Annotated in this window: 26 protein-coding genes; 7 read left to right on the forward strand and 19 right to left on the reverse strand. The window is 39.5% G+C overall.

Annotated features, from left to right (window positions below):
• Positions 1 to 120: 120 nt before the first annotated feature.
• Entirely contained in the window at positions 121 to 597 is a 477-nt protein-coding gene (locus tag M3210_RS10705) for a PaaI family thioesterase (RefSeq protein ID WP_251514211.1), read from the reverse strand.
• A 325-nt stretch (positions 598 to 922) separates the two neighbouring features.
• Between M3210_RS10705 and M3210_RS10710 the strand changes: the two genes are divergently transcribed.
• Positions 923 to 1,984, forward strand: a complete 1,062-nt coding sequence (locus tag M3210_RS10710; protein ID WP_251514212.1) for an NAD(P)/FAD-dependent oxidoreductase — start codon at positions 923 to 925, stop codon at positions 1,982 to 1,984.
• A gap of 437 nt (positions 1,985 to 2,421) precedes the next feature.
• Here the strand turns inward: M3210_RS10710 and M3210_RS10715 are convergent, their stop codons facing one another.
• A complete protein-coding gene (locus tag M3210_RS10715; protein WP_251514213.1) occupies positions 2,422 to 3,285 on the reverse strand; it encodes a Cof-type HAD-IIB family hydrolase in 864 nt (287 codons plus the stop codon).
• A gap of 170 nt (positions 3,286 to 3,455) precedes the next feature.
• Between M3210_RS10715 and M3210_RS10720 the strand changes: the two genes are divergently transcribed.
• On the forward strand, positions 3,456 to 4,103 hold the full coding sequence (locus M3210_RS10720) for an SDR family oxidoreductase (protein ID WP_251514215.1): 648 nt from the start codon (positions 3,456 to 3,458) through the stop codon (positions 4,101 to 4,103).
• A 432-nt stretch (positions 4,104 to 4,535) separates the two neighbouring features.
• Here M3210_RS10720 and M3210_RS10725 read toward each other — a convergent pair whose 3' ends face one another.
• The 14 genes from M3210_RS10725 to M3210_RS10790 form a co-directional block, all read right to left on the reverse strand.
• Entirely contained in the window at positions 4,536 to 5,519 is a 984-nt protein-coding gene (locus M3210_RS10725) for a ring-cleaving dioxygenase (protein WP_251514216.1), read from the reverse strand.
• Between the two features lie 137 nt (positions 5,520 to 5,656).
• Positions 5,657 to 5,980: a DUF378 domain-containing protein gene (locus tag M3210_RS10730; protein WP_251514217.1), complete on the reverse strand. Its 324-nt coding sequence runs from the start codon at positions 5,978 to 5,980 to the stop codon at positions 5,657 to 5,659.
• Between the two features lie 119 nt (positions 5,981 to 6,099).
• On the reverse strand, positions 6,100 to 6,789 hold the full coding sequence (locus M3210_RS10735; RefSeq protein ID WP_251514218.1) for an LrgB family protein: 690 nt from the start codon (positions 6,787 to 6,789) through the stop codon (positions 6,100 to 6,102).
• A complete protein-coding gene (locus tag M3210_RS10740) occupies positions 6,782 to 7,156 on the reverse strand; it encodes a CidA/LrgA family protein (protein WP_251514219.1) in 375 nt (124 codons plus the stop codon). The genes M3210_RS10735 and M3210_RS10740 overlap by 8 nt, the downstream gene beginning before the upstream one ends.
• A gap of 109 nt (positions 7,157 to 7,265) precedes the next feature.
• Positions 7,266 to 8,096 (reverse strand): phosphate ABC transporter ATP-binding protein PstB, encoded by an 831-nt coding sequence (pstB, locus tag M3210_RS10745; protein WP_251514220.1) that lies wholly within the window; start codon positions 8,094 to 8,096, stop codon positions 7,266 to 7,268.
• A gap of 210 nt (positions 8,097 to 8,306) precedes the next feature.
• The gene (gene pstB / locus M3210_RS10750; RefSeq protein ID WP_251514221.1) at positions 8,307 to 9,080 is read right to left on the reverse strand and encodes a phosphate ABC transporter ATP-binding protein PstB; all 774 of its coding nucleotides are present in this window, start codon (positions 9,078 to 9,080) and stop codon (positions 8,307 to 8,309) included.
• A 26-nt stretch (positions 9,081 to 9,106) separates the two neighbouring features.
• Positions 9,107 to 9,976 (reverse strand): phosphate ABC transporter permease PstA, encoded by an 870-nt coding sequence (gene pstA, locus M3210_RS10755; protein WP_251514222.1) that lies wholly within the window; start codon positions 9,974 to 9,976, stop codon positions 9,107 to 9,109.
• 3 nt (positions 9,977 to 9,979) lie between these two features.
• On the reverse strand, positions 9,980 to 10,900 hold the full coding sequence (pstC, locus tag M3210_RS10760) for a phosphate ABC transporter permease subunit PstC (RefSeq protein ID WP_251514223.1): 921 nt from the start codon (positions 10,898 to 10,900) through the stop codon (positions 9,980 to 9,982).
• A gap of 269 nt (positions 10,901 to 11,169) precedes the next feature.
• A complete protein-coding gene (locus M3210_RS10765) occupies positions 11,170 to 12,063 on the reverse strand; it encodes a phosphate ABC transporter substrate-binding protein (RefSeq protein ID WP_251514224.1) in 894 nt (297 codons plus the stop codon).
• 316 nt (positions 12,064 to 12,379) lie between these two features.
• Positions 12,380 to 13,141, reverse strand: coding sequence for a glycerophosphodiester phosphodiesterase (locus M3210_RS10770; protein ID WP_251514225.1), 762 nt, complete (start codon positions 13,139 to 13,141; stop codon positions 12,380 to 12,382).
• A 265-nt stretch (positions 13,142 to 13,406) separates the two neighbouring features.
• The gene (locus M3210_RS10775) at positions 13,407 to 14,798 is read right to left on the reverse strand and encodes an ABC transporter substrate-binding protein (RefSeq protein ID WP_251514226.1); all 1,392 of its coding nucleotides are present in this window, start codon (positions 14,796 to 14,798) and stop codon (positions 13,407 to 13,409) included.
• A gap of 53 nt (positions 14,799 to 14,851) precedes the next feature.
• On the reverse strand, positions 14,852 to 15,667 hold the full coding sequence (locus M3210_RS10780) for a carbohydrate ABC transporter permease (protein WP_251514227.1): 816 nt from the start codon (positions 15,665 to 15,667) through the stop codon (positions 14,852 to 14,854).
• Positions 15,664 to 16,605 (reverse strand): carbohydrate ABC transporter permease, encoded by a 942-nt coding sequence (locus M3210_RS10785; protein ID WP_251514228.1) that lies wholly within the window; start codon positions 16,603 to 16,605, stop codon positions 15,664 to 15,666. The genes M3210_RS10780 and M3210_RS10785 overlap by 4 nt, the downstream gene beginning before the upstream one ends.
• The gene (locus M3210_RS10790) at positions 16,602 to 17,720 is read right to left on the reverse strand and encodes an ABC transporter ATP-binding protein (RefSeq protein ID WP_251514229.1); all 1,119 of its coding nucleotides are present in this window, start codon (positions 17,718 to 17,720) and stop codon (positions 16,602 to 16,604) included. Before M3210_RS10790 ends, M3210_RS10785 begins: the two co-directional genes overlap by 4 nt.
• A gap of 259 nt (positions 17,721 to 17,979) precedes the next feature.
• Here M3210_RS10790 and M3210_RS10795 point away from each other — a divergent pair, with 259 nt between their 5' ends.
• Positions 17,980 to 18,762 carry an N-acetylmuramoyl-L-alanine amidase gene (locus M3210_RS10795; protein ID WP_251514230.1) on the forward strand — a complete coding sequence of 261 codons (783 nt, stop codon included), beginning with the start codon at positions 17,980 to 17,982 and terminating at the stop codon, positions 18,760 to 18,762.
• Positions 18,763 to 18,817: 55 nt separating this feature from the next.
• Here the strand turns inward: M3210_RS10795 and M3210_RS10800 are convergent, their stop codons facing one another.
• The gene (locus M3210_RS10800) at positions 18,818 to 19,975 is read right to left on the reverse strand and encodes an ABC transporter permease (RefSeq protein WP_251514231.1); all 1,158 of its coding nucleotides are present in this window, start codon (positions 19,973 to 19,975) and stop codon (positions 18,818 to 18,820) included.
• Complete coding sequence (locus M3210_RS10805; protein WP_251514232.1) at positions 19,965 to 20,717, reverse strand: ABC transporter ATP-binding protein; 753 nt, start codon at positions 20,715 to 20,717, stop codon at positions 19,965 to 19,967. The genes M3210_RS10800 and M3210_RS10805 overlap by 11 nt, the downstream gene beginning before the upstream one ends.
• A gap of 177 nt (positions 20,718 to 20,894) precedes the next feature.
• Between M3210_RS10805 and M3210_RS10810 the strand changes: the two genes are divergently transcribed.
• The 4 genes from M3210_RS10810 (at position 20,895) to M3210_RS10825 (ending at position 23,978) form a co-directional block, all read left to right on the forward strand.
• Entirely contained in the window at positions 20,895 to 21,596 is a 702-nt protein-coding gene (locus M3210_RS10810; RefSeq protein WP_251514233.1) for a LytR/AlgR family response regulator transcription factor, read from the forward strand.
• A gap of 70 nt (positions 21,597 to 21,666) precedes the next feature.
• Positions 21,667 to 22,650, forward strand: a complete 984-nt coding sequence (locus M3210_RS10815) for a sensor histidine kinase (RefSeq protein ID WP_251514234.1) — start codon at positions 21,667 to 21,669, stop codon at positions 22,648 to 22,650.
• Between the two features lie 21 nt (positions 22,651 to 22,671).
• Positions 22,672 to 23,325: a lysoplasmalogenase gene (locus M3210_RS10820; RefSeq protein ID WP_251514235.1), complete on the forward strand. Its 654-nt coding sequence runs from the start codon at positions 22,672 to 22,674 to the stop codon at positions 23,323 to 23,325.
• A gap of 80 nt (positions 23,326 to 23,405) precedes the next feature.
• Entirely contained in the window at positions 23,406 to 23,978 is a 573-nt protein-coding gene (locus M3210_RS10825) for a CDP-alcohol phosphatidyltransferase family protein (protein WP_251514236.1), read from the forward strand.
• A 39-nt stretch (positions 23,979 to 24,017) separates the two neighbouring features.
• On the opposite strand, the gene M3210_RS10830 is transcribed toward M3210_RS10825, so the two are convergent.
• Positions 24,018 to 24,602, reverse strand: coding sequence for an NADPH-dependent FMN reductase (locus M3210_RS10830; RefSeq protein WP_251514237.1), 585 nt, complete (start codon positions 24,600 to 24,602; stop codon positions 24,018 to 24,020).
• Positions 24,603 to 25,128: the final 526 nt, after the last annotated feature.

Genomic DNA, 25,128 nt, shown 5'->3' on the forward strand with positions numbered 1-25,128 from the left:
GATCAACAATAAGTTTACTTTTCGCACAGGAATGGAATCTATTCATTCCTCACCTTTGCATCTATACCATGATTAGCCAAAGACGCTCGGTTTCCTAGCCTATAAGGGAGATTCCACTTTTTATACTTGAAAAGTCTTTGGCATGACGACTGCAACTACTTCACCTTTTACAACACAGTCTTCGCCAGCATATACTTCCGTGTGAACCTTAAACTTTTTCGGATGGATCTCCTCGACAGTACCAATTGCCTTCAATGGTACATCCTGTGGAGTAGGCTTCATAAAATCAACATGTAAGGATGCCGTTACAAATCGTGGCGGCTCCACTCCTTCGCCGGGTTCATGCCCATTTTTCCGATGCAGGGCCAATGATGCAGATCCTGTCCCGTGGCAATCAACTAGTGACGCCATTAAACCCCCATAAACAAAACCAGGAATTGCTTTATGTTCACTTTTTGGTGTATATTCCGTAACCGTTTTTTCCCCATCCCATTTTGTACGAAAGTGGTGGCCAGAATCATTCAATCTGCCACAACCATAGCACCAAGCAAATTCATCTGCATATTCATCCTGAATTGCTACTGGTTCTTTCTCCATTAAATCGCCCCTTTGTTCCAATATTTTCATATAGGAAATTTATCTTCAGTATAGCACACATGCTGCTTCATTACCTTTATGACAAGTTAGGTTCATGTACGAACTTTCTTTATTTTGAACACGATGTCTAACTTTGAACATGTTAGGTAAAAACAGCTTTTTGCTTGTCAGAAATTGCATTAAAGTATAATCTCACTCCCTTGTTATAGATGCAAAATTATGGATTTTCTTATTCTATGACATTTGATGACAGTTCAATCTAACTTTGGTAATCTATACTATGGGTGTAAAAAGTGATGCGATCATACTACTAGGGGGTTATTGCATGAAAAGGCTAGTGATTTTAGGTGGGGGCTATGGTGGCATAAAAGTGCTCTCCGGATTGCTAGAAAATCATCTTCCAGATGATCTAGAAATTACAGTGATTGACAGAAATCCATTTCGTTCGTTGAAAACGGAATTTTATACTATTGCAGCTGGTACAGTTGCCGATTCTGAGGTTCGGGTGGATTTTCCTGAAGATAATAGAGTGAAGTATGTTTTTAGAGAAGTAACGAAAATTGATACAGAAAATAACCAAATCGTATTTGAAGAGCCGGAAGACACCATTTCCTTTGATTATTTAGTCATCGGACTTGGTTGTGAAGATAATTTTCATGGAGTTAAAGGCGCTGAGGAATTCACGGAAAGTGTACAAACCTTTGCAAAGGCAAGACATACTGGAGTTGCAGTCGGCAACTTGAATGCCTATGGCAGAGTAACTGTTGTAGGCGCAGGTCTGAGCGGAATTGAAGTCGCATCTGAAATCCGTGAAAGCCGTCCAGATCTGAATATCCGTTTACTTGACCGTGGTCCAACTGTTTTAAAAGCATTTGATGAAAAGATCCAAAACCATGTCGAGCAGTGGTTTATTGCTAACGATGTGGATGTGATCCATCACTCCAATGTGGAATACGTCGAAAAGGATGGCGTTTGTAATAATGGAGTTTGCTATTTAAATGATGTAACGATTTGGACAGCTGGTGTACGTCCGGTCTATTTAGTCCGAGAATTGCCTTTCAAAAAGGACCAGCATGAAAAAGTAATAGTAAATGAATTTTTCCAAGTACCCGAAAAGCAAAACATATATGTTCTTGGTGATTGCGCATCTTCTGAGCATTCCCCAAGTGCACAATTGGCGGGAATGCAAGGTGAGCAAATCGCTGAAATATTACTTGCCATCTTCCGCGGCAAAGAACCAAGAAAGCCACGTCCAATAAAACTACGTGGAACCCTTGGATCCTTAGGAAAATCCGATGGATTCGGCAACATGATGACCATGCCTTTCACCGGCCTACTCCCCCGTTTAGCAAAATCAGGAGTACTTTGGTTGAATAAGAGGCATTAATTCAACTAAGGCTGAAGCGGCCGTTTAGGGACGGCCGAACTGCGCCCCACAGGACGTGGGGTGGTTCGATGTTGCCCCAGGATGGGGCGTTCTTAGTCGAACTTCCCCTATTTCAGGAAGATAAAGGAAACACAGCGACGCAAGGAGCCGATGATGACTTATCGACCGGAAGTACATGAAGTTCGGGCAGTCCCTGGCCGCAGAAGCTAGCCGTAACAAAAGCAAAAACACCAAAAATCCCACATGATACCGGTATCAGCCGATAATCATGCGGGATTTTTTATGTACGTGTAAACTTTACATAAACCTTATACTACATTCACCCTCCATTAACACTCCCCTTCTATAATGAAAGTAAGAGAATGTAGTGGAGGTGGAGACATGCGTTTTACCTTTAAACTTACTGTTAGTTTGATTGCTGCATTTCTTTGGTTTTTCTAATTTTTTTCTATTAATATACTTTCTATTAATGCTGCCACGCCGTCTTCTATGTTTGATTTCGTGACTCCATCGGCTAATTGTTTGATTTCATCGGAAGCATTTCCCATTGCGATTCCTTTACCAGCCGCCTGAAGCATACTGACATCATTCCAGTTATCCCCTACAGCTACAATATCTTCCATGGGAATGTTTAAACGATCAGCCAAGTTTTTTAGCGCTACTCCTTTTTGTGCTTGAGGGTGGTTGAATTCCAGGTTAATGTCTCCTGAGGATGTGATGACAAGCTCCTTCTCTTTACCAAGCGAAGCACGTACCCCTGCAAGTTTCTCAGGCTTTAAACTGAAACCTAGTATTTTATAGATAACCACATCATCCATTTCAAAAATCAAATCATAATCATCAATGAATTCAACCGGTTCATTCTGAAAACGGAGGTGTGCATTGGCACGAATTTCTTCTTCGGTAAGATTCGGATTTGCCGATTTCATAATATCAACCAATACTTCAACAAAATATTCCCTGCTCGCGGAGTAAATTCCTTTATTCGTGAAGAACTCAAGATACATCTCCGCTTCCCTGCATACGGATAAAACTTCTTTAGCGACATCACGATTCATCTTTACTTCATGCAATAATTCTCCGTCTTCATCATAGATCGTCGCACCATTCAAGCTAATAACCGGAGAAGTGATCCCTGCCGCCTGCAATGGTTTGGAAGCAGAGTCCCATGACCTGCCAGTCGCTACTACAAAACGGATTCCTTGATCCACTGCTTTTTTTATCGCTGCAGCATTATTTTCGCTTACTTGACCTATTTCATTTAATAATGTTCCATCTAAATCAGAAGCAATTAGTTTCATATTATTCTCCTCAATGATTCATATTAATTTTAATTATACACGTACTATATCATTATTTACAGAATCCTTTACGTTAAGAATATGTAAATACTGCTCCTGTATCAATTGCTTGAATTCTTCCATCCAATTTGAAACAATGATAGAAAATGATTGGGAAGGGAGATTAATTCATGAAGGTATTACTAATAGGTGCGAATGGCCAAATCGGACAGCATATTATTCGATTGGCAAAAGAAGATGAGGAATTTTCCCTAACAGCAATGGTACGTAAACAAGAACAATTGGAAGAAAATAAAGCACAAGGAACAAATGCAGTGCTTGCTGACCTAGAAGGTTCAGTGGAAAACTTGCGCAACGTGATGGAAGGTATGGATGCAGTCGTCTTTACTGCTGGTTCTGGTGGACATACCGGCGCAGATAAAACGATTCTCGTTGACCTGGACGGTGCTGTTAAAGCGATCGAAGCGGCTGAAGCAGCAAACGTGGACCGCTTCATCATGATTAGTGCATTCCAAGCTAACAATCGTGAAGTCTGGGCTGATAGTAAAATCAAGCATTACATGGCAGCAAAGCATTACGCCGATCGTTTTCTTTTAAATAGTAAATTAAACTATACGATTCTGCGCCCAGGTGGTTTACTGAACGAGTCTGGCACAGGAAAAGTCTTGGCTGGAGAGTTGAAAGAGTATGGTTCCATCCCTAGAGAAGATGTAGCAAGAACCGTAATTGCCAGCCTTAAAAATGAAAATACTCACCGTCGATCCTTCGATTTATTAACTGGAGATCAGTCGATCGAAGAGGCACTCAACAGCCTGTAAAAGATATAAACTCGAATGAGCTTAAATGCTTATTCGAGTTTTTTGTTGGAGAGAGTTCTTCTATTGAAAGGTACTGCTTTAATGTAGAGAATAAACTTACATGAGAGCTCTCCTCTTGTCAGATTATCCTTCAATACAGAGAGTAAACTTACATGAGAGCCCTCCTCTTGTCAGATTATCCTTCAATACAGAGAGTAAACTTACATGAGAGCCCTCCTCTTGTCAGATTATCTTTCAATACAGAGAGTAAACTGACATGAGAGCCCTCCTCTTGTCACATTATCCTTCAATACAGAGAGTAAACTGACATGAGAGCCCTCCTCTTGTCAGATTATCTTTCAATACAGAGAGTAAACTGACATGAAAACGCTATTCTCATCAAATACAATAAAAACCCCCACTCTCATAAAGAGTGCGGGGATGAAAAACTAATTAATTATATTCTTTTTCAAAATTCACCGTACTTCTTACCGTATCAATCGGGCGGACCAGTTTTTCAATTTGTTCACGTTTTGGTTCTAGGAACGGTGGGAGGGATAGTTTTTCTCCAAGTGTTTCATAAGGTTCATCTCCCATAAATCCAGGTCCATCTGTCGCAAATTCGAATAAAATTTGCGGAGCTACACGTGCATATAAAGAACCGAAGAAGAAGCGGTCAACAAATCCTGATGTTTGGAAGCCGAAGCTGTGCATGCGATTCGTCCACTCATCAAGTACAGAACGGTCTTCCACACGAAACGCTGCATGGTGTACTGTACCAAATCCTTGTCTATGCGGTGGCAATACTACGTTTTTCTCAACAATAACTTGAGCGCCATTTCCACCTTCGCCGACTTCAAATAAATGAGCTCCATTTTCTGTAGCTATTTCTTTAAACTGAAGAACTTTTTCCATCATCTCTTTAAAATAATCGAATTCTGCAATCCGAATAAAAATCGGTCCTAGGCCAGTAATCGCATACTCTAATGGAATCGGACCATTTTTCCAAGGAACCCCTGAAGCAATACCTTTGTTATTCTCATCAGAAATAAGCTGATAATTTTGATCATCGAAGTCAACGAAAGAAAGAGTTTTCTTACCGAATTGCTCTTTAATCCCAGTGTGTTTCACTTCGAGACGGTCAAAACGTTTTTCCCAGTATTCGATGGCCTCGTCACTCGGTACACGGAAAGAAGTCTTGTAAATTTCATTCGTACCATGTACACCTTTAGGAATGCCCGGGAAGTCAAAGAACGTCATGTCTGTTCCGGCGTTCCCTTCATCATCTGCGAAAAATAAATGATAGGTTTGGATATCGTCTTGGTTTACCGTTTTCTTCACGAGACGCATTCCTAATACGTAAGTAAAAAATTTATAGTTTTCCTCTGCACTGCTAGTAATTGCAGTAACGTGGTGGATTCCTTTTAAATGATTCATGTCTCACCCTCCATTAATTCATATATCATTAATTAATATATCTTTAATTCAGTATATGTATATCGTAACATGAACAAATGCATTAGTCAACGAAGAAAAATAAATGCCCCAACCTGATAAAAGGAAGGGGCATTATCTTATGGATTTTGATCTCGATTATTATCCTGTTTGTCACGGTCCAAACGATATTCTGGATCAAAGTCATCAGCAAACTCCGTTCCAAAGGACGTTTGGTTTGTGGCACGCACCCTATCAGAGCTTGTTGCGACATCGGGTTCAAAGAAAAAGCTAAGACAAATTAAACCTGAAAGGCCGACGAGCCCGTAAATGAGTCTGGATAATGCGGCATCCTGTCCACCAAAAATACTTGCGACAAGGTCAAATTGGAATAAAGCAATAAGACCCCAGTTAATAGCACCGATAATAACTAATGTAAGTGCAATTCTTCGTAATGTCTCCATAAAGACACCTCCTAAGGTATTTACAACCTTAGCTTTTCTATTTTTGGCTAGTTTATACATAATAAAAGAATCGATATAAATAAAAAAATTACTAATACCGCTTATCCAAATAACAACATTTAAAGCATGATTATAACGAGTATAGGAGCAATCACAGAAACGATAACAGCACTGATTACCATCGCAATCGTGCTGATGGAACCTTCAAGTTCACTTCTACCCATACTATTAGCCGTCCCCATTGCGTGGGAAGCACTACCTAAGCCAATTCCCCGGCCGATAGGAGACGACAACTTAAACAACTTAAATATCAAAGGACTCATGAGAACACCACTTACACCAGCAATAACAACAAAAACTGCTGCGAGTGACATCGATCCTTCCAGTGATTCAGCAATAGAGACTGCTACAGGTGTTGTCACTGATTTCGGTACAATCGAAAGAATCAGTTCCCGTTCAAATCCAAATAGTTTTGTAAACAGGAGGCCTGTTGATACTCCGATAAAAGAGCCGGCAGTAACACCCGAAAGAATGGGTACAGCAAGTTTTTTCAGACGTTCAAAGTGATTGTACAGCGGGAGTGCCAGTGCCACAACAGCTGGTCCCATAAGGAAATCAATCCACGCTCCGCCAAGTTGATACGTTTCATAAGGTATATTGAAAACGAGCAGTAAAATAATGATGATTACTGAAACAGCAATAATCGGCTGAGTAAATGGAGTATTTATTTTTTTATGAATCGGAACCATTGCAGCATATACCCCGACGGTGATGATAATAGCGATTATGCCAAAAATAATCTCAGTCATGCTGCACTTCCTTCCTCCGTGCTAAATATTCACTAACAGCACCGCTGCCCCCCATTACAAGTGCTGTACTGATAATTGTTATGGATAGCAATAAAACACCTCTGACACTAAATACAGCATCAAAATATTCTATAAATCCGACGGTTACGGGAATGAAAAATAAAGTGAGATGTTTTAATAATAATGAGGTGCCCTCTTCAATCCACCGAAGCTTTACAATTCCAAGCTTCAATAAAGCAAATAAAAGGAGCATACCGATTACACTTCCTGGTATAAAAAGCTGAAAAGCCTCCTGCAGAAAATTCCCGACAAGAAGCAATACATATAAAAAGAAAATATGTGTGATGATCCTAAATAGTCTTACCAAATAAAAGCCACCTTCTTTTCCACAGTAAAAAAACAACATTACCAGTATAGCGCTACAAGCAAAATAAGACTAGCCCACCGGCTAGTCTTATTTATAATTATAAACACTCTTAGCCGAATCGACCAGAGATGTAATCTTCTGTACGGCTATCACTAGGATTGGTGAAAAGCTTGTCCGTTTCCTCAAACTCAACAACTTCCCCATTTAAGAAGAAGGCAGTTTTATTGGAGATTCGGGCAGCTTGCTGCATATTATGCGTTACCATGATGATGGAATAATCCTTCTGTAATTCTTGGACCAGTTCCTCAATTCTTAATGTAGACTTCGGATCGAGTGCGGAAGTCGGTTCATCCATCAAAATAACATCCGGCTCAATGGCAAGACAGCGGGCAATACAAAGACGCTGCTGCTGACCTCCAGATAAACCAAAAGCGTTATCTTTTAGACGATCTTTCACTTCATCCCACAAGGATGCTCCTTGAAGACTTTTTTCCACAATTTCATCCAAAACCTTTTTGTTACGAATTCCATGGATTCTTGGTCCATAAGCAACATTATCATAAATTGATTTAGGGAATGGATTTGCCTTCTGGAACACCATACCGACCTGTGTTCGAAGAGCTTCAACTTGAAAGTCTTTATCAAGGATATTTTTCCCCTTAAATTTAATCTCACCGGTTGTCCGCACACCTGGAACGAGTTCCACCATTCTATTTAAGGTTTTAATGTATGTTGATTTTCCACATCCAGAAGGGCCGATAATAGCTGTTACTTCATTCTCATTAAAAGACAAATCAATACCTTTTAATGCGTGTGTGTCGCTATACCAAAGGTTAAGGTCGTTCGTTTCGAATACAGAACGTTTTCCATTATCCTTTTGTGAGACCGAGTTTCCATTTATCTTCACATTGATTGATTGTTTATCTGATTGCGGACTCATTCTATTCTCTCTCCTTACTACTGAATTTCTCCAGCTTTGATTAAAGGTTATGCTGGAAGTTGTTGCGAGCAAAGATCGTATCAGACGAAGGATGCTAAAGAAATCTTAATGTAGCAATCTTCCAGTTTGTCATGTCAAATGCCGAAAAACACCTGATAGGGTCTCGGCATTTGAATACATCTATTCACAAGTAACTTTTGCCTGTGAGTATTAACCAAACTTCCCAGAGATATAATCTTCTGTTTCTTTTTGTTTCGGATTCGTAAATATATTATTCGTTTCATCTGCTTCAATAACGACACCATCTAAGAAGAAGGCTGTTTTGTCCGATACACGTGCTGCTTGCTCCATGTTATGCGTGACAATTACTACCGTATAATTTTTCTTCAACTCGGTAATTAACTCTTCCACTTTAAATGTTGCCACCGGATCCAATGCAGATGTCGGCTCGTCCATTAAAATAATCTCAGGCTTTACTGCCATTACGCGCGCAATACAAAGTCGTTGCTGCTGTCCACCAGATAGACCTAATGCACTTTCGTTCAGTCTATCCTTTACTTCGTCCCATAGAGCTGCTTGTCGTAGACTATCTTCAACAATTTCCATTAATTGTTGTTTGTTTTTTAGTCCATTCGCTTTAGGACCATAAGCTACATTATCAAAAATACTTATTGGAAATGGATTTGGTTTTTGGAAAACCGTACCCACTGCTTTTCGTAATTGAACGACATCAACGTTAGGGTCATATATATCTTGACCGTCGATGCGTACGCTCCCTTTCACACTTGTATAGGGAATTAAATCATTCATTCTATTTAAAACACGTAAAAATGTAGTTTTTCCACAACCAGACGGGCCGATGAATGCAAAAACCTCATTTTCTCTTATGTCCATTGTAATATTATGCAAAGCCTGTTTTTGACCATAGAAAAAGTCCAAGCCTTCCACCGCAATTTTTACATCTTGTTCTTTTGGAGCAATCATCCGTTTCTCCCTCCTATGCAAAACCATTAAGCAGAAAATCGTTTTACTAATAATTTAAATAACGCTGCAGCAGCAAAGTTGATAATTAAGATAAGTACAATTAAAACTGCTCCCGTACCAAATGCCATTTGTACGTTTCCTGTTTCCATTGCTACCAAGTATAAATGTAATGCAAGTGTTCTAGCACCATCAAATACAGATGCAGCCATCAGCAAGCTTCCTCCGATTGTTAAAAGGAAAGCTGCCGTTTCTCCGATAACACGTCCGATTGCTAAGATGACACTCGTTGTAATACCTGGCAATGCTAGTGGTAACACTACTTTCTTAATCGTGTACCATCTCGTTGTACCAAGTGCCAAACTTCCTTCTTTTAAGTTGCTTGGCACACTTCGCAACGCTTCTTCCGAGGCACGAATGATAATAGGTAATATCATGACAACCCCTGTTAGAGCACCTGATAAAATGGACCAGCCTCCAGTATAATCTCCAAGGGCAATAACAAAGAATAAGAATCCGAACATCCCGTGGATAATCGATGGGATAGCTGCTAATAATTCCGTCGCAAATCGAAGTACGCTTTTAAAACGGCCATCAGGCATATATTCATTTAAATAAATAGAAGTTCCAACTCCAATGGGAGCTGCAATAAGGATAATGAGTCCAACTAAATATACTGTTCCTACTATAGCTGGAAAAATACCACCTTCTGTCCCCATTTTACGGGGCTCTTCCAGCAGGAATTCCATACTGATCACTGATAGTCCTTGAGCCATAACATAAAAGACAATAGCTAAGAGAATGAGGACTGTTAATGCGGCAGCTAGACTCAACATCGTAAAGGCAAACATTTGCTCACGCTTCACTCTAACTAAATGATTTGGTTTAAATTCAACCATGGTTTAAGTCCCCCTTCTCCGTAGTAGTAAAGTTATAGAATTGATGATGATGATAAATAGAAACAGAATAATACCTGTCGCAAATAAAGCTTGACGATGTTCAGGACCTGCATACCCCATCTCTAGAGCAATATTTCCGGTCAATGTCCGTACAGGTGCAAAAACGGCTTCCCAACCTGGAATCGGAAGTTGTACACTGTTTCCAATTACCATGATAATAGCCATCGTTTCACCGATAGCTCGTCCGACACCAAGAATCACTGCAGCGAGGATACCTGATTTAGCTGCAGGCACAACCACCTTAAAGAGGGTCTGCCATTTCGTAGATCCCATCGCTAGTGAAGCTTCTTTATATTCCTTTGGTACTGCTCGAATGGAATCTGCTGATATGGAAATGATTGTAGGTAAAATCATAATTGCCAAAATAAGTACACCAGCCAAAATGGAATATCCAGTTTGATATCCTGCTGGTAAATAATCAGCTAAAGGTCCACGCGCTAATCGACGTATAACATCAATAATTACAACCATACCAAAAAGTCCAATAACAACAGATGGAATTCCTTCTAATAATAGAATTGCCGGCTTAACTATTTTAGTAACTCGAGGGGGAGCTATTTCCACCAAATAAACGGCAACAGCTATCCCAATTGGCGCTCCAACCAGAATAGCAAAGATAGTAACTATTACTGATCCAACAATCATAGGAAAGATTCCATATACTTGTTCAGTCGGGTTCCATGTTGTCCCAAAAATGAAATCAGTTATCCCGTAACCGATCATAAAAGGAAGTCCTTCATTAAAAACAAAGAACGTAATGAGACCCAAAGATATAATAGAAGATAATGCCATGATAAATAATATTACTTTAACTATAGCTTCCTCTATATTGTTTTTGTTATTTCTCTCCTTTTGAAACTTCAATTTATATCACTCCATGACAGATCGTAAATTTATATCGCATTGATAACACGTACCAATACATTTTTAAGGGGATGTATCAATTGAACATTAATCATAATGTTATCCACAGTGTTGACAATTCTTATAATTTAAAGCTTTTCTCCAAGTCTCGCTAGCATATATATTGGCTACTTTTTATTATATGCACTTGATTTATCAACTTATGTGGAAACAGGTAAAGAACAGGGCAGTTTATCTACCCTGTTCTATATGAAGCATTAATTCACAAATTAGTTAACAGAAATAAATCCGTTATCCTCCACAACTGACTGTCCTTCTTCGCTAAGTACAAAGTCAAGGAAAGCTTGTGCTAATTCGCTTAATTCTTCATCTTCATTCGTTACATAGTTGAATGGTCTTGACACTTTATAGTCACCAGACTTGATGTTCTCATCAGTTGGCTCAACTCCGTCAACCGCAAGTCCTTTAACAGAATCTGACATAGAACCAGTTGAAGCATATCCAATTGCATTTGGATCACTTGCTACAGCTTCTAGTACACCACCAGTAGAGTTGTGGATAAGAGCAGATTCTACTAGAGTATCCTCACCATCTAATACGATATCAGTGAATGCACCTCTTGTACCTGAACCTTCTTCACGGCTGACTACAACGATGTCTTGGTCATCTCCACCAACTTCAGACCAGTTAGTGACTTCACCAGAGAAGATTTTAGAAACATCTTCTAATGCAATATCTGCTACTGGATTGTCTGGGTGAGCAATAATTGCAATACCATCAATTGCAATTACTACAGCTTCAATTCCAGTTTCTTCTTCTTTAATTTCACGAGATACAGCTCCAAAGTCTGCTGCATTTGATTGAGCAGCCGTAACACCAGCACCTGAACCTCCACCAGAAACTTCTAAACGAGTATCAGGATGGATATCCATGAAAGCAGCTGCCAACTCTTCAGAAAGTGGTTGAACAGAAGTAGAACCAGCCATTGTAATTGTACCTTCTAAGCTAGTACCTTCGCCTTCAGCTGAATCGCCACTGCTTGAATCTGTATTTTCAGTTTCTGCGTTATCAGTTCCCTCGTCTTCTGCGTCACTACCACCACAAGCTGCGAGTAGAACCATGAATAACGCTGCCATCAACAACAATAAGTATTTTTTGTTCATTTGTACTGCTCCCCTCAATGATTATGCTTATTTTTTTCCTTACAAGAATTACTATACAGGATAAAAATAAATTTGTTGTTAAGCCAATGTAAATTTTTGTCGAATTCATGTAATGAAATCTTTACAATTGGCTTCTTAATTTTAAATTCTCCTGAACCTGGAATAATATACTACTTTTATTTAACGGATTGTCAGAAAATGAGATATCCTCATCGTGATTTAATTCTGCATAGCCATGGCTTGAGTACATGAAAAAAATAAGAGGCAATTAACAATGGTGTTCCCCACCGTTAATTGCCTCTTGATTGGAATTTTATTAAATATATAACGTGCGTTCACTCCTAAAAAAAAGAGCTTTTTCTGGATAGTCTGTGATAATGGCATTTACTTGTAGATCCAACAATTGTTTAATCTCATCGGTACTATTCGCTGTCCAGACACGGAGACGTTTTAATGTTTCTTTATATTGATATGGAGATGCCAAGATAATGTCCTTTGCAACATGCAATGCTTCCAGACCGAATATTTCCACGTATTCATTTGGATGTGGTATCGGCTGATGGATAAGCCAAGCTATTTCCACAAATGGATCAAGCACTTTAAGTTTTAAAATGCTAGGCAGATGAAAAGAGGAATATATAATATTTCTGCCTTCTCCATATAGGTTAACGAGCTCAAGCACTTTTTCTTCGATTCCTTCATAACGAAAATGGTTTGTTTTCAGTTCAATATTCAATTCAATATGTGGATGATCTTGCAAAAGCTCTAATACTTCTTGGAGTGTCGGTACCGCTTCGATTTCCCACTCTGGTTTGTACTTCGGAAATTTAGTGAAGTTAGCACCAGCACTGTATTGTTTAATTTCTCCTAAGGTCCAATCCTTAATAAATCCCGTTCCATTAGTTGTCCGGTCTAACATCTCATCATGAATGACAACAACTTCCCCATCCTTAGTCAATTGAACATCCAGCTCCAACCCGTCAACCCCCTGAAGAATTGCTTGTTCAAAAGACAGTAATGTATTTTCCGGATACTCCCCCATTGCTCCTCGGTGACCATAAACTTTTGTTGGATGCATATCAGTCGCTCCTTTATTTTGTATTATGGAATAAAGATAAAAGAGAGAACAAAAACCTTAGATTTTTATTCTCTCTCTGTTATTAGAGTTCGGCCGCGGTCGTTTTCGCTTTTGATTCGGCTAGCTTCTGAGGGCAGGGACTGCTCAAACTTCGTCCGCTTCCAGTCGATAAGTCAACATCAGCTCCCGTTGGTCGCTGTGTTTCCTTTATCTCCTTGCACCGTACTCCAGTTTGAACGTCCCTAAACGCCCTCTTCAGCTTTTGTTATTCCCCTCTTGCTGCGTTGGCTTGTTCGATGGCTGCGTTTAGTTGTTCTACCATGGCATTGTATGTTTCGTCTAGGTCGCCGCCATTGTAGATTGTTTCAAGTGCAGTTTCTACGATTCTTCTTTCTTCTGGAATCATGTCCATTACCGCACCTTGTGTTGCGTAGGACGAGTTCGTTTCTTGCAATTGTTGAACCGTCACTTGTAATTGAGGCATTTCTTCATAAGCTTCTTGAACAACTTGCTCATCATAAGCTGCTGGATTAATGGCAAAGTATCCTGTGTTTACATGCCATTCTGCTTGGATCTCAGGTTGTTGTACGAATTTCATGAAGTCCCAAGCTGCATCTTTTTCTGCCTGCTCTTTTCCATCTACCATCCATAGACTAGCTCCACCAATAACTACTCCTTCTCTATCCACGTTCTCTGGGTGTGGAAGGAATGCTACGCCTACTTCGAATGGTGCGTTATCAATCACATCACGGGAGCTTGCTGAAGACTGAAGGAACATCGCCACATCACCAGCTAAGAATCCAGAAACCATGTTATCACCGTTTGTTCCATAATTAGCGAATGTGCCATCATTCACCATATTTTCTACCCATTGGAAGATACTTTTACCTTGCTCTTCTGTAAAGCCGATTTCTGTTGGAGTATCTGTACGTCCGTTATCGTTGTTCATTAGAAGTGCACCTTGGTTTGCAAGTAATTGTTCGAATAACCAACCATATGCTTGTAGTGCAAATCCTCTCATGTCAGGATTAGCTTCCATGATTTTCTTGCTCACTTCTTCAATTTCTTCAAAAGTAGCTGGTGGTGTTTCCGGGTCTAAACCAGCTGCCTCAAATGCATCTTTGTTATAGTACATGACAGGTGTGGAAGAGTTGAACGGCATGGAATAGAATTTATCATCGATCGTATAGTAGTTTACAATATTTTCTTCTAAGTAACTCATATCATAGTTTTCCGCATCCACATAGTTTTGGATCGGTTCAATCTGACCACTGTTGATCATCGACATCGTACCAATTTCAAACACTTGAATCATCGTCGGTGCACTATCTGTTCCTGCCACACTATGGAACTTCGTTAGTGCTTCGTCATAAGTACCTTGGTACTCCGCATTTACTTGAACTTTATCTTGGGACTCATTGTAGGCATCTACAATTGCATTAATCGCTTCTTGACCAGCTCCACCCATCGAGTGCCAGAATGTAACGATTTGTTTCTCATCGCTTTCCGCTTCTGAACCGGCATCAGTATTTGATCCGCTAGTTGAGGACGCATCAGAAGATGTATCATCCGACTCTTCTGCTTCCCCTTCCGAACCGCAAGCTGCTGTGATGAGTAATGCAAATACCATGAACAAAACCGCTAAAAACTTTTTCATAAAGACGTACACTCCTTAAACTAGTTTTAATTTATTTTGTTGAATTAGATAACTTATTTCAGTGCACCTTCCGTCAAGCCTTTCTGCAACTGCTTTTGACCAAGGAATAGAAGGATGAGGGTAGGTATGATGACGATAATCGCTCCTGCCATAATCACCCCCCAATCATTCAATTGTTCCTGTGTCTGCAATTGCTTCAAGCCGATTTGCACCGTTCGGACACTGTCATTTGTTGTTGCAAGCAATGGCCAAAGATACATATTCCATGAGGTGAGAAATCCATAAGCTCCTAGAGTCACAAGACTTGTTCTGGCAACTGGAAGAACGACCGTCAAGTAAAACTTAAAATCTCCCATTCCCGTAATTAAACTTGCTTCCCTTAATTCTTTCGGAATCTGCTTGAAGTTCTGTCTCAATAGGAATGTACCGAAAGCCATCGCAAAGAATGGAACGGACAATCCTGGATATGTATCAATCCACCCAAGATCTCTGATCGTGTGGAAGTTTGGAATGACAGACGCTTCAAACGGAACCATCATCGTTGCAATGAATAGATAAAACAGCATATCTCTACCTTTAAACTCCAGGAAAACAAATGCATAAGCGGCAAGACTCGATAAAATCAACTGGCCCAGCATAATCACAATGGAAATCAGAAAACTATTAAACAAGTATTGTAATAAAGGAAACTGGTTAAATGCTTTTACATAGTTATCGAAAGTCAGCACACTCGGCATACTTCCAGTCATAATATCTTTGTTGGACATGAAGCTCATGACGAACGCCATGACAGTTGGCGCAAAGACGATTGCTGCTGTAATGATTAATAAAGTATAAAAAACGATTTTCTTCCCTATAGGCAGGCTCATTGGTAATGGACCTTCCTTTCCCCAAGTTTAAATTGAATGATGGTCATAATCAGGATGATGATAAATAACACCACCGCTTGGGCACTGGCTGAACCAAACTGATAGTTCACAAACGCTTCCCGATAGATGGAATAAACAATCAAATTCGTCGTATTTTGCGGACCGCCTTGAGTGAGGATATCAATCTGGCCGAATGTCTGGAACGCATTGATGATTGTCACCGTCACAACAAAAAACAAGGTCGGAGAAAGCATTGGGATCGTTATATTTTTTAATTTGTAAAAATATCCCGCTCCATCAATATCCGCGCTTTCATATAAATAACCATCAATGGATTGCAGACCTCCGAGTAATATGAGAAAAGTAAATCCAAGATTCATCCAAATTGTTGTAATCGCAACGGCAATCAGTGCCCACGTCGGATCCGTCAGCCAGCCGATTCGTTCAAATCCAAGCCCCGTGACAATCATATTTAAAAAGCCAATCGAAGGGTGGAATAAATACAGCCAAAATACACTTGCTGCAGCTACAGAGATTCCCATCGTGGATGAATAAATCGTCCGGAATATCCCAATTCCCCTCAGCTTTTCATTTGCAAGTAACGCTAAAAACAAACTGATGATGATCGTAAGTGGTACGGTATAAAGTACAAAAAGAAATGTCGATTTCATACTCTGCATAAATATTGGTGAGTTGAACATCCGGGCAAAATTTTCCCAACCGACAAATACAGTCGTTTCTCCAGCTGCATTCGTTAAGAAAAAGCTTAAATATATCGTACGAACGAGTGGATAAAAGAGAAATACCGTAAATAAAATGATCGACGGAAGTAAAAACAGCATACCTTTCGCCCAAGATTTGATGCGCTCTTTTCTTTTGTAATGCTCAAAATCAAGTTTCGATTCTATTGGTTCTGCTATCGTGTTTGGCATACTCATATCGCAGCAACCTCTTTTTCCTTACTGAAATGCGCTGGGCGGATCAAATCACCCGTTTTTGCATTAAAGAAGCAAAGATAATCCATGTCGATTTTCACAGGGACACGCTCTCCTACTTGGACGGACCACTGTCCCGCCCATTTCGCTGTCCATAGTTCCGCTCCAATATCAAAGGCAACAATCGTTTCATTCCCCAGCTGCTCCACATTCACTACTTCCAAATGATGAGTCGCAGTCTCCGACGTAGCAGGAAAAATATGTTCCGCTCGGATTCCGATCTTCAACTTTTCCGTCCGCTTGATATTTTCTAAATAAGCCGAGTTATTTTTTATCGAAAGGGCATTTTCAATGACAAGCTCTTTACTTTCCTCCACGAACACTGCATTTCCAAGATTCATTTTCGGTGAACCGATGAAAGATGCGACAAATAAATTGGCCGGTTCATTATATAAATGGATTGGCTTACCTACTTGTTGGATTTTCCCATCATTAAGCACCATGATTCGGTCACCCATTGTCATCGCTTCGACTTGATCATGAGTTACATAAACCATCGTAAGTCCTAAGCGCTTTTGCAACCTGCGAATTTCAATCCGCATATGGGCCCTCAATTTGGCATCCAAATTCGATAAAGGCTCATCCATTAAACAGAGCGGCGCCTGACTGACAATCGACCGAGCGAGTGCAACACGCTGTCTCTGCCCTCCAGAAAGCTCTCTCGGTTTCCTCTTTAGATATTCTCCTAATCCCATCATCTCGACGGCTTCCATGAGGCGTTCCTGTTGCTCTTGCTTACTCACCTTTTTCGCCCGTAACCCGAATAAAATATTTTGTTCTACATTCAGATGTGGATATAGTGCATAGTTTTGGAAGACCATAGATAAGTTTCGATCCTTTGGGGGTAAATGATTCACAGTTTCATTATTTATTTTCAACGTCCCACCTGTAATCTCTTCCAGTCCGGCAATCATGCGAAGTAAAGTACTCTTTCCTGAACCTGAAGGACCTACTAGGACAAAAAACTCTCCCTCTTCAATGGTTAGATTGATTCCATCCAACACGCTTTTTTGTTTATCATATGATTTTGATAAATCCACCAGTTCAACGTGACCCATCTTTCCGCTCTCCTTTCCATAAGACAATTTCATTTAACCATAGGAAACAAGTAAATAAGCGATTTTTACAAAGGATTAACGGTATCTTAAGTATCGCTACATAAGATTAATACAAGTTTTACAACTATTAGGCATAAAGTCTGTATCCAAGCTTTTCACATAGGCGGAAAGGAGGCAGGGGAAGATTTTTAAGGTATACGATGCCCCCATTTTCTTTTTTATCCCGATTATAGAATTAAAAAGGAAAGGAGAGAATGTAATGAAGCTTTACCTGGATCCAGGTCACGGGGGCAATGACCCAGGAGCAGTGGGAAATGGCCTACAAGAAAAAGAGATTGTTCTGGATTTGGCCTTAAAAATAAAGGACATGCTTCGGAGTTATCCAAATGCGAAGGTGAAATTAAGTAGGGATAGAGATGAAAAGAAGAGTCTGATTGCTAGAACAAATGAAGCTAACGATTGGGGTGCTGATATCTTTTTATCGCTTCACTGTAATGCTTTTAACGGAAAAGCCCGAGGATATGAGGATTTTATTTATAACAACCTGCCAGCTAATGCAGCAGCGAGAAATCACCAAGCCGTTCTACACCAGAAGGTATCTTCAGCTATTGATCTTCCAGATCGCGGTCAGAAGCAAGCTAACTTCCATGTATTGCGTGAATCAAACATGCCGGCAATCCTAACAGAAAATGGATTTATCGATCATCCAGAAGATGCGAAGTTGATGAAGCAAGAATCATGGAGAGAAAAAGTGGCAGCTGCGCATGTGGAAGGGTTAGTTGAGATCTTTAAATTAACAAAGACGGATCGATCATCATACTCCGTAATTGCGGGCTCTTTTCAACTGCGTAAAAATGCTTCAGAAAGAATTCGTTTTCTTCAATCACAAAATATATCTTCAAAAATAAAAGAAATCAGTATCAATGGAAATTTGGTGCATCGTGTTCTTGCCGGAGAGTTTTCGAACCGTAAAGATGCAGAATTCCAATTGAAGCGGCTAGCTTCAATTGGAATCGAGGCTTTCATTATAGCTGAGAAGTAGATAGAAATTAATAGAACCGGGCAAATTTCTGCCCGGTTACTATTTTTTATTCCCTTTAATCGATTACCCATTTATCCTTACTGAACAGGATACGGCTAATGATGAATATAATTACTATGACTGCAAGATTGCTTCCGATCACAATTAATATATGTTGCCAATTCACAATTCCAAATATCAATTCAGTAATAATCGCAAAGATATTGACAAATGGAAGGATAAAATGGTTCAACGTGAACTCATTTACGCTAAGCCCAGTTATAAATATAAGTGGTACTACAGCAAGCATAAGAATTGGAGATGCATAGCTTTGAGCTTCTTTTACTGTTTTACCAATAATACTAGTAATCATCAGTACAGCGCCCATTAAAGAAGAGTATAAAATGATTATAATAATACCGACTGCAAAGATTAGAATCATTTGATCGCCTAGATTTACAGCTGCTTTTAGATGTTCAGTGAAAAAAGCAATCTCAATAATAACTACTGTGAGAGTCAGCAGACCAATAATCGTACCGACTGACGAAATCGTGAGGAACTTGGCAAGAAGTAATGTCGAACGATTCACAGGGGTCATCAGTAATGCTTCCATTGTTTTCCTTTCTTTCTCACCAGCGAATAAGTCTGCCGCTGCCGGGCTTGAGCCTACTGAAATTGCAATGGCTAAAATCATCGGTATCAATAGAGCTAAAAGCATAATATTGCTATCCTCTGTAGAAAGCTCCGTCTGTTCTATCGCTACTGCTTGTGTAATCCCCGGATCGACATCTGCATTTATCAGTCGTTCTGTAACTAAGATTCTCTCATATTCAGCTAATTGGCTGGTCACTAAATAGATTAGATTAGACGTGTTTTGACTAAACGTGTCTCCAATAATTTCAATGTTTCCTACTTCACCCGCTTGTACTTTTTCATCAAATTCAGCTTCAAATACAATCGCCGCTTGGGCGTCACCATTCAATAGAGTCTCTTGAAGATCTTCTACAGTGACGAGTTCTACATTTTCAATATTGTTTAATACCATTTCTTGTTCACTGGATAACCCGGATTCTACTGCGAGTGTGTATGTTTCCCCTTCATCACCGGAAATCATATTTTCATAGAAAAAAGTTAACGCAGTCATCATGAGAATAGGCAAAAATACAGTTAAAAGCAACGTACGTTTATCACGCAATGAATCAATCAATTCTTTTATATATATGTTAAATAGCATAACCTTCAGTCCCCCTAACTAATTTGCTCATGAAAATATAGTTCAAATCACGGCTATTTTCTTCTCTATATAACGCTTCCTTCTCTCCATGATAGACCAGTTCCCCTTTATGGATCATTGCCACATGATCACAGAGCAGGTCGACTTCTTCCATAATATGACTAGAGAAAATGATCGTTTTACCTTCCTGCTTCAACTCTTGGACGAGTTGACGAAATACATTCGATGCTGTAATATCCAAACCGGTTGTTGGTTCATCAAAAAGAATGATATCCGGATCGTGAATAATTGTCCTGGCAATCGCCACTTTCTGGCGCATTCCTTTGGAAAAGCCATCCACTTTTCGGTCAAGAAAATCACGCATTCCAAACATTTTTGTCAACTCATCGATCCGCACCTTTGTTTCATGTTTACTTAAGTGATAAAGGCTCGCAAAGTATTCCAAGTTTTCTCTTGTTGTCAGACGATTATATAAACCGGTTTCTCCACCAAAGAGTACACCTATACGTCTTTTGATCTTTTCTGATTGCTTTACTGTATCGTAACCACCAACATTAATTTCTCCTTCCGTTGGAGTATGCAATGTAGCAATAGAGCGAAGCAGCGTTGTCTTCCCTGCACCGTTCTCTCCTAGTAAACCGACAACCTCACCTTCTCCCACTTTGAACGAAACATGGTTCAAAGCAGTAACGGACACTTTTTTATCTTGAAATCGTTTCGTAACGTTCTTAATCTCAATCATCGTGTTCCCTACCTTCGTTTGATTTGTTAACTTTATTGTAGGAGATAACGTCCTTCCCTTCACTAGACATGTCGTGAATCATCCTTTTCATGTCGTGAAAATGCCAAATCACCGTTTCATAATGGTATAATAAAGAAAACTCAAGTGCCAATTTACAGAAAGTACAGGTGTTGTTGTATGCTGAAGGTTGGAATCGTTGATGACCGGCAGATTGATTTAGATAAAGTGGTGGGCATTGTTTCGCAGATGGAACATGTGGAGATTGTCTTTGCGACTACTTCTGCAGAGGAAGCCTATGAACGGATTAAGAAAGAAGAGATCGAACTGCTTATTGCTGATATAGAAATGCCCCATCTCTCCGGATATGAACTGGCAGATATCATCCATTCACATGCCCTGCATATCGATGTAATTTTCGTTACAGGAAACAGTGGCTATGCGGTCCATGCATTTGAAATCAATGTGCATGACTATATTATGAAGCCCTATACTAAGGATAGGTTGACGACTTCCATTCAACGTATCTTGGAAAGATCACGCCAGGCGGAAATTGCTGGCAGAATCTATATTAAACATAAAAATAATATCCACATCATCCAGAAGAAAGACATTATCTTTATCGAACGGACTGGCAGATCCTCCACCATCTACACGAAGAATGGTTCGGTTAAAACGTACCAGACATTGAAGGAGCTGGAAGGAGAACTGCGGGAACGCGATTTCATCCGCTCACACCGTTCATTTATCATTAATATCCACTACATTCAAAACTTCGAACTGTATGCAAAAAATTCATTTGTCGTCAATTTTGAAGGAATTGAAGAAACTGCAATGATTACCAAAGAGATGGTCGATCATTTGCAGGAAAATTATTTTTAAACAGGGACTAGGGTTAAAGCCCTTTTTCCATTTTTGGGAGAGTTATTTTCAGGTTAAAGGGGAATAAGGAATGAAACTTGCTCAAATTTATTGGATAAGCATAGCCGTGCTTACTGTGATTCACTTAGAATTTACTGGACAGGCTACACCTTTTCATATACCAATTTACATACCTATCATCTTAGTTGGTGGACTTACTTTTTTCATCAACAGGAAAGTCGTTCTCCACATTCAACAGCTTGGGGATAAAGTGAATTTACAATTATATAGTTTGCAGATACTCATTCTTATCATCTACATCTCGCTTGAGCCAAGTTGGGGAGTGTTTATCCCATTCTTACTCTTCATTGGCGTTGAAGTATTTCGCCATAAAATAAGCCGACAACTATTCCGTACGCAGCATTTGTTGGATTCACAAGCCAAAAAAATAGACCAAATGAATGAAACATTCCTCGTCGTCAGGAAAGAACGTCATGATTTTTTAAAACATATTTCAGCACTACATTACATGTTAGAAAATAAACAATATCATGAGGCGGAAAACTATGTGGATGAACTGGTAGAAGGATATAAGGAAACTAACCTTTCCATTCAAGGAGAGCGGGGAACTGTGGCAGGAGTGCTCCATCAAAATTACCAGGCCGGAAAAGAAAAAGGTATTGAAGTGATATACGATTTGGAAACAGCTATTTCTTCCCTTCCCTTAACAGACCATGATACGGTCGCCTTAATAGGAAATATAATAGGGAATGCAATTGATGCAAGCTCGGAATGGCAAAATGAAAAGTCCAAACAAGCACACATTACATTACAGACTTATAAGCGAAGTGGTTTATTTATATTGAACTGTAAAAATGATACGCTTCCTCTGCCAAATGAAGTGCTAGACCATTTATTTACAAAAAAAGCGACATCGACAAAATCCGGAGACCATGCAGGATTAGGTACACAAATCATCGCAGATATCGTCAACCGTTACGGAGGACATTTGGATTATACGTATAAAAATGAAACATTCACCTTGCATATCAAACTTCCGGCATTTTTAAAGTAGATATATAAAGGAGGAGCCACCATGGTACTATATCGGTTGCCGATTATGATATTCACTCTCAGCCTCGTATATATTTTTATCGCTCCGGAAGAACCTTATTCTCTCAAGCTATTTCTAAAAATCCTGCCGATGATTGCAATCATCTTATACGCATTCAGAATCACACCAAAAGAAAAAAGACTCGTCCACAAATTCCTCCTCATCGGCTTAGTCATTTCCTGTATAGGTGATGTATTAATCCAATGGGAACTTATTGGTTTAACGGTCTTTTTTCTTGCCCAACTCTTTTATAGCATCGGCCTCTTTTCCATGGCTAACTTCACAAAACTTCGGATGCTCACTTATATTCCAATCTTGCTCTACACCTGTCTTTTTGGGACGTCTCTTATCATTGAATTACAAGACCAACATGATGCAGCTCTTATTTTTCCTGTTGTAGCATATATTCTAATAATATCCATAACACTGTGTGCTGCTATATCAACTGGAAATAAAACAGCCATGTTAGGTGCGTTTCTATTTGTAATTTCCCACTCTTTCCTTGTATGGAGCTTGTTCATTGGATCTGCGGAAGATATGAAAGCCATTATCATGCTAAGCTATTATGCAGCACAATTTTTCATTGCAGTTAGCCTACATTCTATCGTAGAGAGAAAGCGTCGAATAATATGGTAGCAACTGTCAAAATAGAGGTCTTCCACGATTATCCATGATATGCTTATAGGTGGCTATACTGCAATGTAGGAGGAATTGATGTGAAGCTTACGGCAAAGGAAGTATTTTCTATTCCGAATCTATTATCTTATATTCGGATTCTCCTTATCCCAGTATTCGTCTATCTCTTTTTTACTGCTTCTAATACAGGAGATTATTATTGGATTGGCCTTATTATTCTTTTATCAAGTATGACCGATTTACTGGACGGCTGGATTGCCAGGAAATTTAATCAAATCACTGAACTGGGTAAAGTGGTGGATCCGATTGCTGACAAACTGACTCAAGCGGCAATTATCATTTGTCTCTTGTTTCGATATCCATATATGTGGATTTTATTTGCCTTATTAGTAGTAAAAGAATTGTTTATGGGGATTAATGGATTGCTATTATTGAAACGCGGGAAAAAATTAGACGGTGCAAAATGGTTCGGAAAACTGTCGACCGCCGTTTTCTATGTAGCTATGGGAATCATGATCACTTTTCCTAATTTAGATTACGGTTTTGTCATCTTTCTTATGATACTAACCGGTATATTCCTATCCATTTCTTTCTTAATGTATATCCCAGAGTTTTTAAGATTATATGAAAAGAAAGAAGATGTTCAGCCCTAGAAAAGGCGGAACATCTTCTTTTTTTGCTTTTATAAAGACTTAAGCATTAGCAGTAGCTAATTCTTGTCTTACAGGTTTTAAAGCAGAGCTCCAAGCGATTACTTGGTCTAACATTTGGTTAGCATTGTCTGCATGGTAGTCAGCTGGTTTGAATACTGAGAAGTTTTCAAAATCAGCCATTAGTGAGAATGTAACAGCAGTACGTACGTCTGCAACTTGTAGTTCACCAAGGATTAGACGTAGGTTTTCGTGTGCGCGAGTTCCGCCAAGGCTACCGTAACCAACGAATCCAGCAGCTTTGTTGTTTACTTCTGGGTTTAAGTAGTCAAGTGCGTTCTTAAGCGCTCCACCAATTGCATGGTTGTACTCAGGTGTAATGAAAATATAACCATCGAATGAAGCAATTTTCTCAGACCAAGCTTTGATTGTTGCTTCTGCTGCAGCTTTTTCCCCTTCTGGAAGGCTCTCACCTAAGAATGGAAGTCTGTAATCAGCTAGGTCAACTAGCTCATATTCTACATCTTGATCGTTACGTTTGTTAGCGAAGTCAAGCATCCATTTTGCAACTGCATCTCCGTTACGACCTTCTCTTACACTACCTTGAATGATACCAATTTTTAACATTCGTATTCCTCCTGTTGTCTATGACTAAATTTATTTAATTCAATTATAATGAATTACGCATATAAATATAACACGATTTCTTCCCCAGTGCAATCAATTTATTCTTTTTTATTACTAACTTATTTTTTATCAGTCTTGGAGATCTATAGTAAATCAATTGTAAGGATGCGGTCCGCTGGGGAGTTGAAATGTACTAGAGTGGAGTTCTCTTGCATGGAATGAATCCAGATGAGAGTACAAATATACAAGAGGAGGCTTCTATTGTCGGGAATAGCTTCTGGAAAAAGGGAAAACTTACGAGAGACTGCTTCTATTGTCGGTTATAACCTCGTGAAAAATCTAAAACATACGAGAGATGGTGTCTATTGTCGGAAGTAAGCTGAAAATCTTATTGAAACAAGTCAAGTCCATAATTCTGTGTAAAAGCATATTTTCGACCAGTAGTAATATTATTTGAAACCATAGTGTGAGAGCAGCCACAGCTTTGCTGCTTGCCATTGACTGTAGTGCCCGATTCTTAGTATTT

Source organism: Oceanobacillus luteolus, from assembly GCF_023715655.1.
In the GTDB taxonomy this organism is placed as follows: Bacteria; Bacillota; Bacilli; order Bacillales; family Amphibacillaceae; genus Oceanobacillus; species Oceanobacillus luteolus.

Coding starts and splice junctions, on each gene's coding strand:
- pstB (WP_251514220.1), bottom strand. CDS start 8,096: ATGAGTCCGCAATCAGATAAACAATCAATCAATGTGAAGATAAATGGA.
- M3210_RS10830 (WP_251514237.1), bottom strand. CDS start 24,602: ATGTTAAAAATTGGTATCATTCAAGGTAGTGTAAGAGAAGGTCGTAAC.
- M3210_RS10715 (WP_251514213.1), bottom strand. CDS start 3,285: ATGAAACTAATTGCTTCTGATTTAGATGGAACATTATTAAATGAAATA.
- M3210_RS10820 (WP_251514235.1), top strand. CDS start 22,672: ATGGTACTATATCGGTTGCCGATTATGATATTCACTCTCAGCCTCGTA.
- M3210_RS10725 (WP_251514216.1), bottom strand. CDS start 5,519: ATGAATCATTTAAAAGGAATCCACCACGTTACTGCAATTACTAGCAGT.
- M3210_RS10795 (WP_251514230.1), top strand. CDS start 17,980: ATGAAGCTTTACCTGGATCCAGGTCACGGGGGCAATGACCCAGGAGCA.
- M3210_RS10800 (WP_251514231.1), bottom strand. CDS start 19,975: ATGCTATTTAACATATATATAAAAGAATTGATTGATTCATTGCGTGAT.
- M3210_RS10785 (WP_251514228.1), bottom strand. CDS start 16,605: ATGAGTATGCCAAACACGATAGCAGAACCAATAGAATCGAAACTTGAT.
- M3210_RS10805 (WP_251514232.1), bottom strand. CDS start 20,717: ATGATTGAGATTAAGAACGTTACGAAACGATTTCAAGATAAAAAAGTG.
- pstB (WP_251514221.1), bottom strand. CDS start 9,080: ATGATTGCTCCAAAAGAACAAGATGTAAAAATTGCGGTGGAAGGCTTG.
- M3210_RS10810 (WP_251514233.1), top strand. CDS start 20,895: ATGCTGAAGGTTGGAATCGTTGATGACCGGCAGATTGATTTAGATAAA.
- pstA (WP_251514222.1), bottom strand. CDS start 9,976: ATGGTTGAATTTAAACCAAATCATTTAGTTAGAGTGAAGCGTGAGCAA.
- M3210_RS10775 (WP_251514226.1), bottom strand. CDS start 14,798: ATGAAAAAGTTTTTAGCGGTTTTGTTCATGGTATTTGCATTACTCATC.
- M3210_RS10765 (WP_251514224.1), bottom strand. CDS start 12,063: ATGAACAAAAAATACTTATTGTTGTTGATGGCAGCGTTATTCATGGTT.
- M3210_RS10705 (WP_251514211.1), bottom strand. CDS start 597: ATGGAGAAAGAACCAGTAGCAATTCAGGATGAATATGCAGATGAATTT.
- M3210_RS10730 (WP_251514217.1), bottom strand. CDS start 5,980: ATGGAGACATTACGAAGAATTGCACTTACATTAGTTATTATCGGTGCT.
- M3210_RS10710 (WP_251514212.1), top strand. CDS start 923: ATGAAAAGGCTAGTGATTTTAGGTGGGGGCTATGGTGGCATAAAAGTG.
- M3210_RS10770 (WP_251514225.1), bottom strand. CDS start 13,141: ATGCATCCAACAAAAGTTTATGGTCACCGAGGAGCAATGGGGGAGTAT.
- M3210_RS10780 (WP_251514227.1), bottom strand. CDS start 15,667: ATGAGCCTGCCTATAGGGAAGAAAATCGTTTTTTATACTTTATTAATC.
- M3210_RS10720 (WP_251514215.1), top strand. CDS start 3,456: ATGAAGGTATTACTAATAGGTGCGAATGGCCAAATCGGACAGCATATT.
- M3210_RS10735 (WP_251514218.1), bottom strand. CDS start 6,789: ATGACTGAGATTATTTTTGGCATAATCGCTATTATCATCACCGTCGGG.
- M3210_RS10790 (WP_251514229.1), bottom strand. CDS start 17,720: ATGGGTCACGTTGAACTGGTGGATTTATCAAAATCATATGATAAACAA.
- M3210_RS10815 (WP_251514234.1), top strand. CDS start 21,667: ATGAAACTTGCTCAAATTTATTGGATAAGCATAGCCGTGCTTACTGTG.